Source organism: Ekhidna algicida (genome assembly GCF_051379705.1).
Taxonomy (GTDB): Bacteria; Bacteroidota; Bacteroidia; order Cytophagales; family Cyclobacteriaceae; genus Ekhidna.
In genome coordinates this window covers 191,398-208,284 of sequence record NZ_CP179868.1, presented here as the reverse complement: position 1 = coordinate 208,284, position 16,887 = coordinate 191,398, and the positions used below count along the sequence as shown (strand labels likewise).

At 38.8% G+C, this 16,887-nt stretch carries 19 protein-coding genes; 4 read left to right on the top strand and 15 right to left on the bottom strand.

The window, feature by feature from the left end:
- The 3 genes from ACL8WY_RS00740 to ACL8WY_RS00730 form a co-directional block, all read right to left on the bottom strand.
- Window positions 1-207: a hypothetical protein gene (locus ACL8WY_RS00740; RefSeq protein WP_436516343.1), complete on the bottom strand. Its 207-nt coding sequence runs from the start codon at window positions 205-207 to the stop codon at window positions 1-3.
- Window positions 208-285: 78 nt separating this feature from the next.
- Window positions 286-1,113 carry a S1 family peptidase gene (locus ACL8WY_RS00735; protein ID WP_436516342.1) on the bottom strand — a complete coding sequence of 276 codons (828 nt, stop codon included), beginning with the start codon at window positions 1,111-1,113 and terminating at the stop codon, window positions 286-288.
- Window positions 1,114-1,134: 21 nt separating this feature from the next.
- A complete protein-coding gene (locus tag ACL8WY_RS00730; RefSeq protein ID WP_436516341.1) occupies window positions 1,135-1,428 on the bottom strand; it encodes a hypothetical protein in 294 nt (97 codons plus the stop codon).
- A 147-nt stretch (window positions 1,429-1,575) separates the two neighbouring features.
- On the opposite strand from ACL8WY_RS00730, the gene ACL8WY_RS00725 reads away from it, so the two are divergent.
- Window positions 1,576-1,857 (top strand): hypothetical protein, encoded by a 282-nt coding sequence (locus ACL8WY_RS00725; protein WP_436516340.1) that lies wholly within the window; start codon window positions 1,576-1,578, stop codon window positions 1,855-1,857.
- Between the two features lie 161 nt (window positions 1,858-2,018).
- Complete coding sequence (locus ACL8WY_RS00720; RefSeq protein WP_436516338.1) at window positions 2,019-2,486, top strand: hypothetical protein; 468 nt, start codon at window positions 2,019-2,021, stop codon at window positions 2,484-2,486.
- On the opposite strand, the gene ACL8WY_RS00715 is transcribed toward ACL8WY_RS00720, so the two are convergent.
- The 4 genes from ACL8WY_RS00715 to ACL8WY_RS00700 all read right to left on the bottom strand — a co-directional run bounded on the left by ACL8WY_RS00715 (window position 2,475) and on the right by ACL8WY_RS00700 (window position 5,775).
- Entirely contained in the window at window positions 2,475-2,852 is a 378-nt protein-coding gene (locus tag ACL8WY_RS00715; RefSeq protein WP_436516337.1) for a hypothetical protein, read from the bottom strand. The genes ACL8WY_RS00720 and ACL8WY_RS00715 overlap by 12 nt on opposite strands.
- Before the next feature lie 24 nt (window positions 2,853-2,876).
- Complete coding sequence (locus ACL8WY_RS00710) at window positions 2,877-4,349, bottom strand: hypothetical protein (RefSeq protein WP_436516336.1); 1,473 nt, start codon at window positions 4,347-4,349, stop codon at window positions 2,877-2,879.
- A gap of 329 nt (window positions 4,350-4,678) precedes the next feature.
- Window positions 4,679-4,897 (bottom strand): hypothetical protein, encoded by a 219-nt coding sequence (locus tag ACL8WY_RS00705; RefSeq protein WP_436516335.1) that lies wholly within the window; start codon window positions 4,895-4,897, stop codon window positions 4,679-4,681.
- Between the two features lie 245 nt (window positions 4,898-5,142).
- Window positions 5,143-5,775 carry a hypothetical protein gene (locus ACL8WY_RS00700; protein ID WP_436516334.1) on the bottom strand — a complete coding sequence of 211 codons (633 nt, stop codon included), beginning with the start codon at window positions 5,773-5,775 and terminating at the stop codon, window positions 5,143-5,145.
- A gap of 323 nt (window positions 5,776-6,098) precedes the next feature.
- On the opposite strand from ACL8WY_RS00700, the gene ACL8WY_RS00695 reads away from it, so the two are divergent.
- On the top strand, window positions 6,099-6,545 hold the full coding sequence (locus ACL8WY_RS00695; protein WP_436516333.1) for a hypothetical protein: 447 nt from the start codon (window positions 6,099-6,101) through the stop codon (window positions 6,543-6,545).
- Between the two features lie 44 nt (window positions 6,546-6,589).
- Here the strand turns inward: ACL8WY_RS00695 and ACL8WY_RS00690 are convergent, their stop codons facing one another.
- From ACL8WY_RS00690 to ACL8WY_RS00655, 8 genes are all read right to left on the bottom strand, one after another.
- Window positions 6,590-7,231, bottom strand: coding sequence for an SPOR domain-containing protein (locus ACL8WY_RS00690; RefSeq protein ID WP_436516332.1), 642 nt, complete (start codon window positions 7,229-7,231; stop codon window positions 6,590-6,592).
- 140 nt (window positions 7,232-7,371) lie between these two features.
- The gene (locus tag ACL8WY_RS00685) at window positions 7,372-9,615 is read right to left on the bottom strand and encodes a tetratricopeptide repeat protein (RefSeq protein WP_436516331.1); all 2,244 of its coding nucleotides are present in this window, start codon (window positions 9,613-9,615) and stop codon (window positions 7,372-7,374) included.
- Window positions 9,612-10,430, bottom strand: coding sequence for a hypothetical protein (locus tag ACL8WY_RS00680; protein WP_436516329.1), 819 nt, complete (start codon window positions 10,428-10,430; stop codon window positions 9,612-9,614). The genes ACL8WY_RS00685 and ACL8WY_RS00680 overlap by 4 nt, the downstream gene beginning before the upstream one ends.
- Window positions 10,427-11,422, bottom strand: a complete 996-nt coding sequence (locus ACL8WY_RS00675; protein ID WP_436516328.1) for a hypothetical protein — start codon at window positions 11,420-11,422, stop codon at window positions 10,427-10,429. The genes ACL8WY_RS00680 and ACL8WY_RS00675 overlap by 4 nt, the downstream gene beginning before the upstream one ends.
- Before the next feature lie 182 nt (window positions 11,423-11,604).
- Window positions 11,605-12,570: a phosphotransferase gene (locus tag ACL8WY_RS00670; RefSeq protein WP_436516327.1), complete on the bottom strand. Its 966-nt coding sequence runs from the start codon at window positions 12,568-12,570 to the stop codon at window positions 11,605-11,607.
- Window positions 12,571-13,611 carry a zinc-binding metallopeptidase family protein gene (locus tag ACL8WY_RS00665; protein ID WP_436516326.1) on the bottom strand — a complete coding sequence of 347 codons (1,041 nt, stop codon included), beginning with the start codon at window positions 13,609-13,611 and terminating at the stop codon, window positions 12,571-12,573.
- Entirely contained in the window at window positions 13,608-14,546 is a 939-nt protein-coding gene (locus ACL8WY_RS00660) for an alpha-E domain-containing protein (protein WP_436516324.1), read from the bottom strand. The genes ACL8WY_RS00665 and ACL8WY_RS00660 overlap by 4 nt, the downstream gene beginning before the upstream one ends.
- 35 nt (window positions 14,547-14,581) lie before the next feature.
- Complete coding sequence (locus tag ACL8WY_RS00655) at window positions 14,582-16,018, bottom strand: circularly permuted type 2 ATP-grasp protein (protein ID WP_436516323.1); 1,437 nt, start codon at window positions 16,016-16,018, stop codon at window positions 14,582-14,584.
- Window positions 16,019-16,227: 209 nt separating this feature from the next.
- Here ACL8WY_RS00655 and ACL8WY_RS00650 point away from each other — a divergent pair, with 209 nt between their 5' ends.
- Complete coding sequence (locus tag ACL8WY_RS00650; protein WP_436516322.1) at window positions 16,228-16,827, top strand: EF-hand domain-containing protein; 600 nt, start codon at window positions 16,228-16,230, stop codon at window positions 16,825-16,827.
- The last annotated feature ends 60 nt before the right edge of the window (window positions 16,828-16,887 follow it).

Here is a 16,887-nt window from a genome sequence, read left to right as displayed (position 1 = left end):
TCATTTTTGAAGAAAATTTTGATCAGCCCAGAAAGTGACTGCTCCATTAGCACCTTGTCCAGTTAATGGCCAGTAATTGCCATTATTTGGCCCTGATATAGTAAATGGGAATCGATTGCCTGTTGGATTATTATTTATTTCATTGATTCTTACAACTAATGTTCCCTCAGCAGGACTTAGGTTACCCGGATTATTTGTATTGGTCATAAAGACGAATTCGGGTGCGGCATTTTTAGTTAAACGAACTTGATCATTGACTTGAAACATATTGACACTATTTATTGGTTACATATTAAAATTTTCGGCGTAGTAGAATTTGGCATCCATATCCTCGCCATTTGCATAGGATTTATAGCCGATGCAGTTATTTTGAGACTGCCAGTCGATTATTCCTGAAGAGCCAGCAACGAGAACTCCGACTACATTTCCTGTTTTAGAATTGAAAACCGGACTACCTGAGTTACCTGGAAAGAAGCTGATGAACCCACTGAAACGATCCAGATCTCCGCTTACTTCTGCTACTTGTCCTTCACTGTATTTTAGTGCTTGGCCTAGTGGAAAACCCATCATGTGTATTGGATTGTCTGCTCTAAGCGAACGTTGCTCCGAAGTAGGTGCAAGATTTAGATATTTCGCACTTCGGCTTTTTGTAGTGATTTGACATATATCCATGTCAGGGTGATACTGGATCTTGGTGACCTCTAAAAAGTTGTAAGTAAATGGTGAGCTATTCGAATTTTTAAGGTAAAACCCTCCTACTAATAATAGCTTCGTCGGATCTGTGGTGCCAGCCTCTGACATGATATCATCTACCACGTGCCTGGCAGTTATAAAAGTATTTTGGCTAATGGCGAAGGCTGTGCCTGTCACCCATACTGCTCTTTCGCTAGCAATGTCAGCGCAAAGTTTTCCTTCACCACCTCCCGGATATCTCGGATCAGGTATATCATAGTAGTATCCGCTAGATTTTACATTTAGAGAGTTGCCGAACTTATTTACAAATTTCTGACCTACAGCGCAGACCAGGTAAAGTGCCGGAACTGCTTCTTTAACATCCTGAGGAACCCCATTTTCATAGATGTCTTTGGGGTAGTATTTATTGAAAATGGCCATGACAGAATCTTTTTCAACTATTTATTGGACCTGAATCTGTCCGACATCCGTGACTGTTACTATGGCGTCATAGTTGTCAGAAACAAATTGCTTAACGCCTGCTGGAGGATTGTCCTTCCAGGTCAATTCCGCAAACCAACCCTGCTGACCTCTCTTTTGAACCTCTTTCTTGGTAAAAAAAAAGTGAGTTCGTCCGTCGGAATCGCAGGTTAAATGCGTTGGATCGTTTTCGTTAATGTGGTATTTCTTCCCGTCATACTTGAAAGTAGGGTATCCTCCTTCTTTGACCACCTTGGTTCCGTTAATATTTGCCATTTGATTTAAAGTTTGATTTTTATTGAAATGCTAGAAACTGTATTCACTTGTAAATCTTATCCAGTTGCAGCAGGATGGTAAGAGGATATTTACCTGTTCTTAAAAACGCATATAACTACTTGGTCACAGGTGTTTGTACTTGTTTAAGTGCACCAGGCACAAAGCTCTTCCGTCTTTTTAGTGGTGTTTGATATAGTTCGTGAAGCGTTGCGTATTGCCAATGAATCGCAAGAGATGATGAAGGGACACCGAACGGTAGATACCGCCACGCATGTGGAGAAACTAAATGCGCTTTTTCAGCATACACGTGACTTCAATACGGCTGCTGAGTTTGTCTACTACGCTGATGCGGCCAAGCGAGACCTCTACCGTCCACCGAGCAACAACGATACTGCTGATGACCTCACGGAAGAGGAAGCTGAAGCATAAAGACAGTCTGATTGCTAGACTGCTTTGGTTTAACACGCGAAAGCCACCCGTGAGGGTGGCTTTTTTTAGTTGTTTTATAGTATACATTGAAGTAACTATTGGATTTGTGCGCTATTGCTTTCTCCTTACCAATCCGCTATCTTGAAACAAAAATTTTAACTATGATACCTTTTCAAGACAATCGCTATTATGCCCTTGTAGCAATTACACTGACATTAGGATTCATTACTTTCATCATGATCCCAATCGGCATTCATTATCACAATTGGTGGTCAGATTGGCTCTTAGGCAAATCCAGATTTTACTCTATAGGTTTCTTTGTTGGAGCTTTGGCTGCTACCATCCAGAACTCCATTCATTTTGCAAAAGAAATAAATTCACTTGCTTCCAAGCCAGACGATCATATCAAACCAAGTGCGTACGATTTCTTTGGACACCTACTAAAAATGACGTGGGGAGGTATCGCCGCAGTTATGTTTGCACTGGCTGTTAAAACCGGCTTTCTGGCTTCCTTTGAATCCACAAACTCAGAAATGAACATTGAGTCTTTACTTGTAGTATCCTTTGTTGTAGGACTCAATGCCTTCGGAATGCTGAGACGGCTAGCTGGCATTAAGCTAGGTGGATAGTTTGGCAAGACGATTTACCAGATCATCTATATTGGCAGACTCATTTATTGCTTTCTGAACACCGGTTGTGTTATGCTCCTGCTCAAATGCGTTTGAAAATTTCTTTTTCTTCTCGTCATTGGGGAATACGTCTTCGATTGGCATAGCGTGAACCGTGCCTGGCGATGGATCTGAGTCATTTATCCGAACGAAGCTTTCGATCTGTGCAATTACATGACTTTCACGCATAGTTTGTTTGACTTCAATATCGGTTTGTTCATTTGGGTTTTCAAGCTGGAAATTCAACCTGTCCTGATTTGCCTTGCCTTTGGTGTCACGCCATGGACCTTCCCAATTACATGTGGTACAAATAGCTCTGTATTGCATAATTATATGGTTTTGAGTTATACATTATAATTTGATTGGAACATTGAGTGTTAGTCCCAGTACGCTTCTATCAAACACATCCCCATCAGCATCTCTGGCATTCTCAAGGTCCACGAAGTTGAAGAACAGCTCTGCGTTTACTGAACTGGAAACCTCGTCTTTTTTAGATAATGAAGTAAATATGCCAAGCCCGAAATCCAGAGTGTCATCTGTCTGCCCTTCTATTGAATTATATCTAGGGAATAAATGGATAGCTACATTTTTTCCTCTAAATAGAAATTTATAATAATCGAACTTCAGAATAATGCTTTTTAAATCTTGCTCGTAGGCCTCATCACTTTGAAACGCTTTGGTATCGGAAATCACAAATCTGACATTGGGATCTGCCGAATCAAAGTCTGTCCTAGATTGGACATTGACCTCACTGAATGAACTAAAATTATCAGTAATAGAAAAATCAATACCACCAGACAAGAAGTATCTGGGTTTTCCCCCTAAATCGTTGTATTGAGATATACTGATGTTCAATTTTTTAGTAAAAAAAGAAGTATCCATTAATTGAATGTCAAAAGCTTGCGATGAATCAAAAAGCTTGAATGTATTATTACTAAAAGAAAGCCCATAACTTACCCATGAGGATTTAGCTCCGGTTATCTTAAATTCTTCTCTAGCTTTATCTAATGCCTTAGCCCGATCAGAAATCAATGAAGCCGTTGCTGCTGTTAGCCGATCTTCTTGGCCCTCATCATCCAGTTCCTTGAGTTCTGCTCTCCTTTCCTCAATCCTCACCTCCAAACCTTGAATCTTAACAATGGCTTCTTCAATTTTTACAGAATTTTCAAGAGAAATTATTTCAGAAGCATTGTCCCACTTATCAACTGAGTCCTTTAAGGATTTTACTTCCTTCTCCCATTTGTCTAATTCTGTTTTCTTTTTCTTGTAGGGTAAATCAAGTATCGCTTCTCTGAGACTTTTATCATAATTCTGATCGACTTCCTTTTCAGCCTCCTGTAACTTGTCTAAATCATTTTTAAAATATGTTAGTGTTTTTCCTAAAATACGGTGATGAATTTGAAAGCCTATGCCAAACTGTCTGGCAAAATCATCTTCAGAGAAAATTGGCAATACATTGTCGGAATTGCTCCCTTCCAGGTTTATCGTAATTGCTGTATTTCCCTTCTCAATGTCACCTGGCAGGAAAGTAACAGCATAGTTAATTTTGGATTCATCTGTATCAAGGGAGGCAAATGTTCCAAGATTTGAACCATTGTTGCTGTTTAGTACCTTGGTAAACTGAGTATTAATTAGCTTGGAAAATAACCTGCTATTTAGTCCGGCTGAGTCTAATTCATCATCAGCAGTTATCCTAAGGCTTGCTGCAGAAGTACTGTTAAATAATGAATCCTGTTTGTCAGTAAAGCCGTATTGCTCTGTTTGCGCGGTAAGAGCTGTTGAAAAAAGTAGTAAAGCGGTGAGTGTATAGTAGATGCGTTTCATAAGGTTTTGATTTGCATACTAAATTTAAAAAGATATACGCCAGAGTCAATACCACTCAAGGGGTATTTTTAAACAACGGTAGGAATATGCAAAGAAGTTATTTGAGACTTACTTGAACTAGGCCTAAAAACTATTTGAATTGTGCTAAAAAGCTCTGATATGAAAAAGCCACCTGTGAGGGTGGCTTTTTCGCTTAAGTCGGTTAAATCCAGCTTAACTCCCGATTTTACTTATTCTGTTAATATTTTCGATCATATTTTCCACAAAGTCTGTTTCAGATTTGTTGTAGCCAATGTGCTTCACTCTAATGAATCCTTGTCTGTCAATGATTACAATGCTGGGAACTCCGGCACCACAATTTTGCCCATTAGCTGATCAGATGAGGTTTTATTCCCTTCATGATCAACCAATTCAAAGGGCTCAACGTCCTGCTTCACATAGTTGGTGAGGTCATTGCCTACAACTAACGGCACAGTTACGATGCTCATGCTGACAAGGGTAATTGCTGTAACCAAGGTCTTGGCCAGCCCAAACTGAAGAGTGCTCATATGTACCAAGAAATTACGAGACTATTTCTAAACTAAAAATATCATAACCATATAGCAACTTGGTCGGCTCACATTTGTCGCACTTCTTCCTTCCTTTCCAACGTCTCTGTCCTGAGCCGTCAGATAGGCGTCCTAGCAACATAGCAAGTGACGTTACTATACAATGAAATGGTTATTGCTGTGTGTTTGATTCTTGTTTGTATTGCACTAATGAGTCGAGTTAATGCTATGAAAGCATGCTAAAATTAATGATGTGCATTAATTGGCACTTGGACTACCACTGGTTGAGCGCCTCCCTGAGGATTAGGTGTGATTTTAATCTCAAGTGTACCAGTAGCTGCGGCGTCAGTTTCTATGCTTACACCGATAGTAGCTGAGCCAGCACTGTCTGTATCCTCCGTACTAGCAACTGAGAATCTTTGCATGGTGCTGTTACTCGTGGCTCTAAGTTCTAAGGTGTAGACACAGGCTGGGGTCACGTTTACAGCAACCGTACCAGAAGTTGAATTTATTGTGATATCCACAGTTCCAGCCGGGACTATGACAGGAGGAGCAACAGTTATTTTTGAACTAGCTCTACCTGTTTTTCCATTGTACTTTCCTTCAACCCAGATGGGGAAAACACCAAAATCTTGACCTTCAGGCTCACCATCAAGCGTATTGCCGGTAAGCGTCAGCCAATCAGGAATACTTTGATTAGTAATAGTGGCCGGTGATGCGTACGTAAAAGTTGGATAAGTTGTACAGATCGTAGCGGTGGTTTTAAAATTTGGCGGAATAGGGATGGAATTATTTCCGGAGCTTGAAGGGCATCCTATTAATGCTATCAACATAATACTGACTGACATCAAAGCAAATATTCTTTTAAATATGTCCATGGTTTTAGTAAGTTATGCACTAGATGACTGACATTCAAGTAATTACTTAATTTATTTTTACATTTAATGGTTTAGCAAAAGTCACTTTTAAAATTCATTTACTATTGGATATGTTCTTTCTAGTCCAGGAATCAGGAGAGATATATCCTCAAATATTATCCTCTCCTTCTCAGTATCCAAGTGCAATCAATTTAGGAATTCTTGCTTTACTATGGCATGAATGATTCATTGGGATGAGTCGCATAGGCAAGCTTTCGTAACCTGGCAAGTATTATGAATCAATTTTAGGCATGGCTATCAGACAGGATTAAATTTGTATTTATATGATCAACTCACGACCCAAATCAAGCTTGATGATATCCATTGGCGTGTTCCTTATTGGAATACTCAGTGTTGATATATGGCTGTTTTATGAATTGGTAAAAAATTCTGCTTCCTACTTATGGGCGAAACTGATTCTTACTCCCACCTTATTGGTGATCGGAATAGCTGTAGCAAGGAAAGGCTACATGTCCACATTGGCAATCACAATTAGAAATAGCATACTTACTTATCGATACCTTCTGGGTTCAAAGAAATCACATAAAATCTCAATGATTGCGAACTGGCAAGAGGAAGTTGTCAAAAGTAAAAATGGGGAGTATAGACAACTTTCAATGGTGCTGTCTACCGGTAAGATCCTACAACTTAGCAACCATGAAAACAGCAATTACCAAAGTGTAGTCAACTATCTGAAGAAGAAGGTTAAGAGACAAACAATGGATCGCTAAATGTCCTTAAGCTGTTGGATCCTACCATCACATATGGAATCAGATCAATATTTCAAAATCCACACACCAGCTCCATAATTGCTGAAGGATGGTAATGCTCCTTGAGCTTGCTCCAGTGTAGGATAATTTCCTAATGCGACGCGATAATATAAGTTCTTGCCTGCGTCGTGCTCTATGATTTGCGCATCAGCACCATCCTGGGCCAATTTTTTAGCATAGTCAGTAGCTAAATCTTCATCGATACTGCTGGATACGATGATGAAGTACCTTCCTGATGGTGTAGATACTGTCTCTACTATTCCTGCAGCTTTTTTAGCTTCTAAAGTAGCTATTTCATCCAGCGCGGCGTTTACCAAAACCAACTGATCTTTAGGGTATTGTTCATTGGGTAACAGTGCGGATGCGTCTGAATATAGTGAACGTGCTGTTTCCCAATCTTCCTGATCAAACGCTGCGTCCGCATCACCGATCAACTGATCGTATCGTACTTTGTCTTGCGCAGCTTTTTCTTTCCTTTTTTGCTCAGCATCTGCTATGGCAATTTGCTCTAGACGAGCTTGTTCCTTTGCTTGTTGCTCTGGTTTGTAAAAGCCAAAATACCATATGCCTGTTGCTGCAGCCAGTACAACTACAATTATGACGATAACCAGTAAGGTTTTTCCACTGCTGTTTGATTCTTGGTTCATGCCCTGGATGATTGTTTAGATTAAAGGTAATATAATTCGATAGTCTTTGAATTAATCATTCAAAAGTGTTGGTCTAAAAACTTAAATATTTGATGTTTATATAAAGGTTGGAGTAATACTCCGGTTAGAAAAAATATTCCCTATTGAAATTCTTTAATCCTTTTAGTTAGTCGCTTGATTTCTTTTGTTTTTTCCTGACTTAAGCTGGCCGTGGAAATCCATCTTTCGAACGGATCAAATGTCCAGCTATTGATTGATGTGCCGCGTGTCAGAAGGTTCTCAAATCCTTTCAACTCAACGTCGTATTTCTGATCAAGAATTATTTTAGCAACAATCGTATAGAATAGAAGTAGTGTATGATTTCTGTCTAAATCAAATTCATTAGAATCAAGTTTCAATTGTTCATAATCGTAAGAGTCGTTGACATCCAGGGTTTTAGAGGGTTGATTTCCAATAATGTAAGCTTCTGTGAGATCTAACCTGCTACTGAGATTCGACGGATCATATTCTAGTGCCTTTTCAAGATATCCAATACTCTCGTCAGGATGGCCAAAGTAGGTTAGTATATTCCCATACCTGAAATACGCTGCTGATCTTTGTGGGTGTAATTCAATATCACGATCTAGTTGAAAATAAATCTCATTGGCAATGGCTTCCAGCTTGTTTGCCGGCACTTTATTGTCATAAATCTGGACTGCCAAATCCTCGGCTTGGTTAAAGTAAATATCTTCGTCAAAGACTCCATCCTCTAGTCCTTTTTCAATTAGCTGTCTGGAATTGGAGAACCTAAAAAGCCCATTATAACATAGTCGTAAATAATCGTAGATGGTAGCATTTTGTGCATCAAATGATTTAGCGATTTCAAATTCTTGTAATGCTCTATTGAATTTGTCATCAAAGTAGAAATCAATTCCCCTAATCGTGTGAGTCTTGGATAGATTATACTTTACACTGCTATTAGCCGGCTCTAATTTCAATAGCATTTTATAGTATTTGTCTGCACTATCATATGACAATGTGTTGTGGAAGGAGTAGCCAAGATATTTGATTGCTTCTTTTTTATCTACTGGTGTTCTGTTGCCGGTATTGAGTGTTTTGCGGAAATAAATAATTGCACTATCATAATTTTGTAAAGCATAGAAATTATAACCAAGAAATAGGCTGGTGTTTTTGTAATTGGGTTGAATTTCTTCTGCTTTCATAAAATAGCTGACAGCTTGCTCAGACTCACCAATGTCATTGTAAACATGACCAAGTAAATAAGTAGCGTATAGCTCTCCTGGAAGCTTTTTGAGAGACATATTCAAATCATCAATGGCTTGATCATATCGATTCGTTTTGTAATTGATGTATCCAATATGGTCATAAAGTTCAGCTTCTTGCGAATCATTCAGATTGTCCAGTTTCAGGGCTTTTTCGAAAAAATATTTTGAAAAATAATACTCTCCCCGAGAGCGGAGATTTGCACCTTTTTCTACATAGTCATAAAAGCTGTCGAAGTTTGCAAGCATCGGCTGATAGTTCCATGTGTTTTCAGCTGGATAAATTTGGTCGACAAAAGAGTTAAGTTCTCCTGTAAGCGTCGCATTGAATACCTCTTCATCATACTCGCTCTCGATGGAAATCAAATCTATTGAACCCTCCAGATCATTGTGAAAAAAGTGAGGTTTAACTACGACATCATAATTATCATTTAGAGCCATTTCAAGCATGATTACTGAACTTACATTGGCTCTTTTCGCAATTTTTGAAGGACTTAAACTACTGAAGTAGTAGTTTTTACTTTCTTGAGAATTTACGATTCTCAATCCGTTAGGAGCTTGTAGCTTTTCTGTAGTTTTTCGTGTGATATCAGCAAAGTAGTTATTGAGTGTTGGATCTTTGCTCACCTCATTTGATGTGCAATAGATAAGTATTCCATTGTTGCCGGACAGTTCATTCTTTACATCTGAGATTTTCTTTCGCACCTCGATTCCAAGCTGCTCAAATACTGCATAAGAATTTCCTATGCTGTCAAAAACGGCAGGAACTGTATAATACTTGCGTGTATCTACATGGTATAATGAAGCACTTATGTACAGCTCACCTCCATAAGTTGAATAATTACCACTTAGAATAAAATCAAATGAGGTCTTCAGATTTGAACTTTGCTTTTCCTTAGAACTGTTCTTGCATGCGTCAGAATCATAGATGATCTCATAGTTGTTCAATCCCAAAAAGCCGACGCCTACATAGTATTGAAATCGATTCAATCCTTCATTGTTCAAGTCTGAGAAGTTGCAAATAGCCAATTTGGTTGTGTCGCTGGTGGTCATACCAATGGCTAGCAAAGGGCTAATTGCAAGTGATACGAGAAGGTATATCGCTTTTAGGTTTTTAATCATTTGACTAGTTCTTTGTGGATAGCCTGAATAAGCTTTGTCCAGTAATCTTTAGATTCACTATTTCCTATTTTGTGATTTCCCCCATCCATAATGAAAGAGTTCTCGACATCCTGGCTGGTAAGATTTGTATCCCTGATATAAATGTCGAAATCAACCTTGATGTAATTGGGATCCATTGGATTCTTGGATATCTCTCCATTCACATAGCTTTTTACATTATCATCGCACTTGGTCACTCTTTTCACTTTTGCCACTTCTTTCATATAAGGTTTATTGAGTTGCTTATACACCCACCGTGGAATCTCAGAATGATAATTTAGTTGTCTAAATGGCTCCTCTGCTTCGAAATCTTCAATCAGGATGGTTTCCATTAGCCGTCCTTTATTCTTATAAAATCTCATTTCTCTATCTACCTGGAGCGCGTAGGCATCTAGATCGCTAAATTTTGAAATTGGACTTTTGTAAGTGTGAATGGGTAACCCGTCGGCGTTGTAAATTGTAGTAGAAATTTCAATTTGACGATTGGCTTTTTTGAAACGATTTTTCGCAAAATAAGATATGGATTGATCGCCAACGATATCATCCAGCTCAGCGAATCCATTTTCAAAAGCGCCCCACTTTGCCCAATAGATTTGACTTGCATACGTATCAGACTTCCAGACATTTGTGTGAAATTTGTCACGCCAGTGATCACACTGACAATCAGGGTCGGCGGTGGTCTCAATAATGGCCATAGTTGCTACTACCTGAGCATTAAGCGATTTGCCCGGCTCAAGGAAAAAGAGAAGTATCACAGCGCATATAATATTTTTCATCTTTTTGAACTTGAAAAAGATTTTCTGGTCTCTACCAATTTGTCATTATAAAATTCAGCATTTGTAGTACTATCGTTCTCAATTTGATCGGTAAATAGTTTGATTACTCTCTCAAGCGAAGAAACCACCTTAGTTGTATCTTCACTTCTAATATTGATATACTTAAGCGTTGCTGGATAGGCCAAAATATTCGGGTCATAGTCACTTGGATTTTTATTGGCTTCATTGCTTAGCAATGCCTCAATTGTTTCACAAATTGGATTAATAGTACTTGTAGGATTTTCCTGATACAGGAAGAGAATATCATCTCGTAAATCCCGGGAATTAGCGTAAAAAACTTGTGGATCTAAAATCCGCACAATCAAGACAGAATCCAGTTTGTCTTTTATTGCTTTGAGTTCATTTCTATGCGCTTCATTTAAATCCAGCTTGCTAAAGAGCCTACTGTAGTTGAGTAAACCTCTCATTTGAATTTTTAAATCGTCATCCTGAAATTCCTTTCGGAAAAACTCACCAAAAACACTCGTCAATTCATTAAAAACCGTAGCTGACTTCCTTTTATAAATTTTGGAGACTGTGGTAATTACTTCATTTTCGGTTTCATCAGAAGTTTCCAGGTTATGCAATAGAATAGGTAAGGCATTTTCTTCATAATAAGAAAGCAACACTACTGCACCATTTTTCTTGATAGGGTCTTTATCATATAGACCTTCAACTATACTTATCATTGAGCCATTCAACTCATACTGCAGTTGTTTGCTTTTCTCTTCGTAATATGATTTGATGGGCAAGAAAACGCCCCATAGACCACCTATTAGGGAAAAAAATGTCACGATGACACCGGCCCATTTCTTAAAAAAGCCAGTAAACCGATCAGTTTTGCTTGGCCTTTTACTTTTACTTTCAATTTCTAATCTGAGTAGTTCATTCTCAGACTCCAATTGAATAATCTGAAGCTCTCGCTCCTTCAGATCTAGTGGTTTTTCGTCCATACCTTGGTGATAATAAGCATAAGTTAGACGATTCCTTTTAGGAAGTCAATACCCTTAATGGGGTATTTTCACATGACGGTAGCATTATATAAAGAAGTTATTTGACAAAAAATTGAACGAATTCAATTTTCTACTACAATCATTCTAAACTATCGATCATGGACAGGAAAGTTGAAAATAACTCATTTCTCCAATTCTCGAATCACGGCATTAGTTAGCCGCTCACTATACGCATGCATCTTCCAATGCCCCGGATTCCACCCATCAAGGAAGCGATAAAAATCAGCCCAGGCGTATTTATAGAGAAAACTCCATTCTTCTTTAACTAACTGAAAATCAATAGATTTATTTATCGTTATCTCAAGTTGATGGAAATAATGGCTGAGCAACTCCTCTTCATACTTTTCGCATTCATCTTCATCAAAACAGCTACTTAAAAAATATGCTACATCTTTGATGCCACACCCTTTACCGACGTATTGAAAATCTACTGCAGCTACTCCATTGGTTTTATTGAAACAAAGATTGGCAAGCTTGGCATCTCCATGTACTAAGGTTTGATACTTGGCATTTCTCAGTATTTTATCAATGCCTTTGGCTGCCTTCTTTAGTGGATCGTTTTGCATCTTATCCAGTTCATCAGGCCTTGTATCTAAATGCCAGTAAGTTCCTATTGGCCATAAACCTTCAGGAGCTGTGTGCATAAACTTTGCATGAAAATTGGCAAGCCATGAAAGACAGTTTTTTGCGTCTTCCAAGCTTATTGTCTCGGGATCTAATCGAATATGAAAGGCACTGGCATCTAAGTCCTCCAAAATGAGCATTATCTCATCGGTGCTTTCAAGGGAATGGAAGCAGTGGGGCACACGACACGCCGCATCCGTTTGTGACGCATAAGAAGAGTACCAGTTCTTTTCTACCTGATAAGATTTCTGTTTTCGCAGATGTGAGAGTTTTGTATTCCAGCCTCTGGGGTGATTGCTCGCATTTGGCCATTTAATATGCTTGACGATGACACTCGGAAGCTTCCCTCCTTTTAAAAAGTACCTTCTAATTTCCCCATAACCGCTCCAGAGCGATTGAACAATCTCGGTATCTGCTACTGATGTGGCCCCAGAGATTTTGAGTATTTCCTTATCTACTATCAATCAAGAAACTATTAATTCATGTATAAACGTCATTTTATCAATCACGGCCTTGTTAATAACAAACGGATAAACATCTGGAATACCCATGGATCTATTTATGGCATTGGAGGCAAATAGTAATGGAATACAAACTTCAACAACTTTATTAAAGTTTTTCACTTCATATGGGTCAAAGTTCACATGACTAGCCATTCCGGAAAACCCTTTTATTGGGGCAACTTTTAGTCCAAAGTAGTAAGCTGTCTCGGTGACGTCCATAATGTGTAAATAATGTGCCCAGGATTCAGCCCAATCTTCCCACGGGTGAGAAGTTGCGTATTTGCTAATGAAAGAATCTGACCAATGCTGATTACCTCCTGTGGCATAGTATGACTTCATAGCCTTTGCGTAATTCATTCTTTCATCACCAAACAATGCCCTGAATTCTTCCAGACGATTCTCATTAGTGTAAATAAGTCGATCCCAGAAGTAATGCCCTACTTCATGGCGGAAGTGCCCAATCAATGTTCGATAAGGTTCGGACATCTCTCTTCGCATCTGTTCACGCAAGACTGAATCTGCCTCAGATAGCAATATGGTAATTACCCCATTCGCATGACCTGTCATGACGCTTACTCCTTCTTGTTTTGCTAGAAAATCAAAGCATAAACCATTTTCTGATTGCATTTTATTAGCAAGCTCCAAACCAAAGCGCTGAAGCTGACATATCAAGCGGTGCTTGGCAATCTCCAGTTTATGCCACTTTTCGTGATTGGTTTTGTTCGTTAGGTTGGGTATGGTGCGGTTAAACGAACAAGCGGTGCAGTAATCATGAGGAGATTCTGCCTCAATCAACCAGTTGCAAACCTGATGCTCTTTGTTCTTACAAAACCGGTATTGCTTATTGTCACGATCCGCAAAAAGCAATGAGTCTTTTTCTTGATCGAATGTATTCATGATCCTCAGTGTATCATTATAGCCTACGGTATGATTACAATTCTCACAAAAAATATTTTCGAAAAATAATGGATGACCACAATGGCCGCACTGAAAGATTTTCATTTGGTCGTATGCCTATTCAGAATGTTTTGGGTTGAAAAGAAGGTTTCAAAAGTTGCCTCCGAGACTTTATTTAGTTTTTGTTGAATCTCATCTAGAAATTCATGCAGACCACTGGAAAGTACTTCTTGAACATCTGTGTAGTTCAAATGAGCCATGAGCATTCCTAGTTGTTTGCTTGCAGCATTTAACTGTTGTTCGTCACTTCCTGATATGGTCTCTAAAGATTGGTGAGCTTGCTCAACACAGTTCAAGATCGATCGTGGGAAGTTTCGGTCAAATATCAGGAACTCACAAATACTGGAAGGATTAATCTTTCCATATTTTTTGCGATACATGTCGTAGGCACTTACTGATTTGAGCATGGCTGACCATTGTACTAAATCCACTGGTGTCCCAACTTCTGTTGCACTAGGAAGCAACATATGATATTTTACATCCAAAACACGAGAGGTCTTATCGGCACGCTCTATGAACTGTCCCAACTTCCCAAAATGCCAGCCTTCTGTACGTGATATTGTTGTATCATAAATGCCTGCCAGCATTTGACAGCTTTCTCTTACCTCCAGGAAAAACTTGCGTGGATCTTTTCTTGTCCATACTTTCTTCTCCACACCCTCTTTCATCTTGTAGTACAACCCATTTATTCGTTCCCAAACTTCCCGGGTTATTTCGGGTCGAATTGCACGCCCATTTTCTCTAGCATTGGTTACACAATTAAGAATGGAGTTGGCATTGTTGGAGTCAAAGCCAAGAAAGTAAATTATCTTTTTCTTGTCAGCATCTCCGTGTATTGATTCGTACGTATCCCAATCTCCGGTGGTGACTACTAGCGGCTTCCACTGCTCAGATATATCAGGATGCATTTCCAAAGAGAGGTTGTAGTTTACGTCCATAAAGCGGGCGTAATTCTCGGCACGCTCTAAGTATCTATTCATCCAATAAATTGAATTTGCTACTCTACTTAACATATCTATGAGTCTAATATCCAGGTATCTTTACTCCCCCCACCTTGAGAGGAGTTAACTACAAGTGAACCTTTCTTCAGAGCCACTCTGGTCAACGCTCCGGGCACTATTTTCATCTCTTTGCCATACAGGATATATGGCCTTAAATCTACATGCCGGCCTTCAATTGTTTCGTCAGTCAGTGTAGGAACACGAGATAAATTAATTGTTGGCTGAGCAATATAATTTCTTGGTTTTGCTTTGATTTTTTTTACAAATTCTGCCTGTTCTTCTTTGGTAGATTTTGGGCCAATTAACATACCATAACCGCCAGATGCATCGGTCTGTTTTACAACCAGGTCTCCAATATTTTCAATCACGTATTTCATCTGATCAGGTTCGTCACAGATGTACGTCTTCACGTTTTTCAAGATTGCCTCTTCTCCAAGATAGTATTTGATGATTCTAGGAATATATGCATAAACAGCCTTGTCGTCAGCCACTCCGGTACCAGGCGCATTTACTAACACGACATTACCTTTTCGGTATGCTTCGAATAATCCAGGTGTACCAAGCATTGAATCCTTATTGAAAACCAGTGGATCAATAAAGCCATCGTCTACTCTTCGATAGATTACATCTAATTTTTTTAGTCCAGCCGTTGTAATCATGTATACATGATCGTCTTGAACCACCAAATCTCTTCCTTCGACAAGCTCAGCTCCCATTTGTTGAGCTAGATATGAATGTTCAAAATATGCTGAATTGTATGTTCCGGGTGTCAGGACGGCAAGGTTTGGTGATGAATTAGGAGTTAATGACTCCATCATATCACGCAGATAATGCGCATAATTATGAACGGGTCTTACTTTGAGTTTTTCGAATAGTTCAGGAAACGTGCGCTTTAAAATTTCTCGATTTTCAAGCATGTAAGAAACACCTGATGGACATCTTAGATTATCTTCCAATACATAAAATTCGTCATCGTCTCCTCTTATCATATCAGATCCTGTGATGTGGCACCACACATTCTCTGGTGGTTTCAATCCGATACACTGTTTCAAATAGCAAGCACTTGAGGTAATCAGCTCTGATGGAATAATTTTATCCTTCAATACTTTCTGATCTCCGTATATATCAGCAATGAACATATTCAAGGCGGTGATTCGCTGGGCTAATCCTTTTTCAAGTTTGTCCCAATCAGCTCCTGAAATTATGCGAGGAATAATGTCTAAATGTAAGATTCGCTCGACACCTTGATTATCGCTGTATACGTTAAAGGTCATGCCTAAAGACAGCTGAGCTCTGTCTGTGGCATGTTGGAGAAAGTTGAGTTTCTTCCAATCCATTTTTTCAATCCGCTTTCGAAATAGCTCATAATGCGGACGAATTTTCATCTCAGCATCAAACATTTCATCAAAGAAATTTTTTGTGTCGTACTGCTCAAAACTGATTTTTTCCATAGTCCGCTTTCATTTAGGATGATTTGATTAAAGGTAAGCGAATATAGTTGCATGAGCGCTCTGAGTTTCAAATGGTATATCTATACTTAGGTTTATATAATAGCTATCATATACTCATTGGCCGGGCCATCTCAAATTTTAATTGATTGGCCTAAATAAGGTTTATATGTCATCAACCTTTAATAGCTTAGAAACCAGAATAAAAAAAATTGGAACTAAAGGATATAATAAAAAAGTGGGTTTTCTTTTTCTATGCGCTTGATGTAAATCGTGATGGCGTATTAGAACCGGCCGATATGGATGAGATTATCGATCGACTTGTGGCAGCCAAACCCGATCAGTTTACAAAGTCAGAAGTTAATCACCTGCGATATGTTACTCTTAAAAACTTTGATAAGCTGCTCATTGAGGCTACCAAAGGTAAAGGCCGTAAGATCAATATTTTGGAATGGGTTAATATAATTAGGAAAACAAATGATGCAGATAAAGAATCCTATTTCATTCGTTGGTTCTCTATTTCTGCGGTAAGGTTCTTATTTGATCTGTTTGATCAAAATGGTGATGGTGTCATCGATTTTGATGAGTTTGAAGCATTGTATCGAATTTTAGGGTTGAACAGAGCAAACATCATATTTGCATTTAAGCAACTGGACGTTAACAAGGATGGTGTTTTAAGTAAATCTGAATTGTATGAAGCGATAAATAACTACTTCTCATCGAGCAACGCGACCGTTGAGAATTATACGTTTGGCCATTATAAAACACTAAGCAGCGACTATTTTAATAAGCTAATTGCAGTTCTGGATTGAGTCGAGAGATTCTTAATAATTAAGATAACGAAATTCGCCGGGTGATGCAGACAGGAAATA

Excerpts from the sequence above, each read along its gene's own strand:
- ACL8WY_RS00740 (WP_436516343.1), bottom strand. The coding sequence starts at position 207 with ATGACCAATACAAATAATCCGGGTAACCTAAGTCCTGCTGAGGGAACA.
- ACL8WY_RS00735 (WP_436516342.1), bottom strand. The coding sequence starts at position 1,113 with ATGGCCATTTTCAATAAATACTACCCCAAAGACATCTATGAAAATGGG.
- ACL8WY_RS00730 (WP_436516341.1), bottom strand. The coding sequence starts at position 1,428 with ATGGCAAATATTAACGGAACCAAGGTGGTCAAAGAAGGAGGATACCCT.
- ACL8WY_RS00720 (WP_436516338.1), top strand. The coding sequence starts at position 2,019 with ATGATACCTTTTCAAGACAATCGCTATTATGCCCTTGTAGCAATTACA.
- ACL8WY_RS00715 (WP_436516337.1), bottom strand. The coding sequence starts at position 2,852 with ATGCAATACAGAGCTATTTGTACCACATGTAATTGGGAAGGTCCATGG.
- ACL8WY_RS00710 (WP_436516336.1), bottom strand. The coding sequence starts at position 4,349 with ATGAAACGCATCTACTATACACTCACCGCTTTACTACTTTTTTCAACA.
- ACL8WY_RS00705 (WP_436516335.1), bottom strand. The coding sequence starts at position 4,897 with ATGAGCACTCTTCAGTTTGGGCTGGCCAAGACCTTGGTTACAGCAATT.
- ACL8WY_RS00700 (WP_436516334.1), bottom strand. The coding sequence starts at position 5,775 with ATGGACATATTTAAAAGAATATTTGCTTTGATGTCAGTCAGTATTATG.
- ACL8WY_RS00695 (WP_436516333.1), top strand. The coding sequence starts at position 6,099 with ATGATCAACTCACGACCCAAATCAAGCTTGATGATATCCATTGGCGTG.
- ACL8WY_RS00690 (WP_436516332.1), bottom strand. The coding sequence starts at position 7,231 with ATGAACCAAGAATCAAACAGCAGTGGAAAAACCTTACTGGTTATCGTC.
- ACL8WY_RS00685 (WP_436516331.1), bottom strand. The coding sequence starts at position 9,615 with ATGATTAAAAACCTAAAAGCGATATACCTTCTCGTATCACTTGCAATT.
- ACL8WY_RS00680 (WP_436516329.1), bottom strand. The coding sequence starts at position 10,430 with ATGAAAAATATTATATGCGCTGTGATACTTCTCTTTTTCCTTGAGCCG.
- ACL8WY_RS00675 (WP_436516328.1), bottom strand. The coding sequence starts at position 11,422 with ATGGACGAAAAACCACTAGATCTGAAGGAGCGAGAGCTTCAGATTATT.
- ACL8WY_RS00665 (WP_436516326.1), bottom strand. The coding sequence starts at position 13,611 with ATGAAAATCTTTCAGTGCGGCCATTGTGGTCATCCATTATTTTTCGAA.
- ACL8WY_RS00660 (WP_436516324.1), bottom strand. The coding sequence starts at position 14,546 with ATGAATAGATACTTAGAGCGTGCCGAGAATTACGCCCGCTTTATGGAC.
- ACL8WY_RS00655 (WP_436516323.1), bottom strand. The coding sequence starts at position 16,018 with ATGGAAAAAATCAGTTTTGAGCAGTACGACACAAAAAATTTCTTTGAT.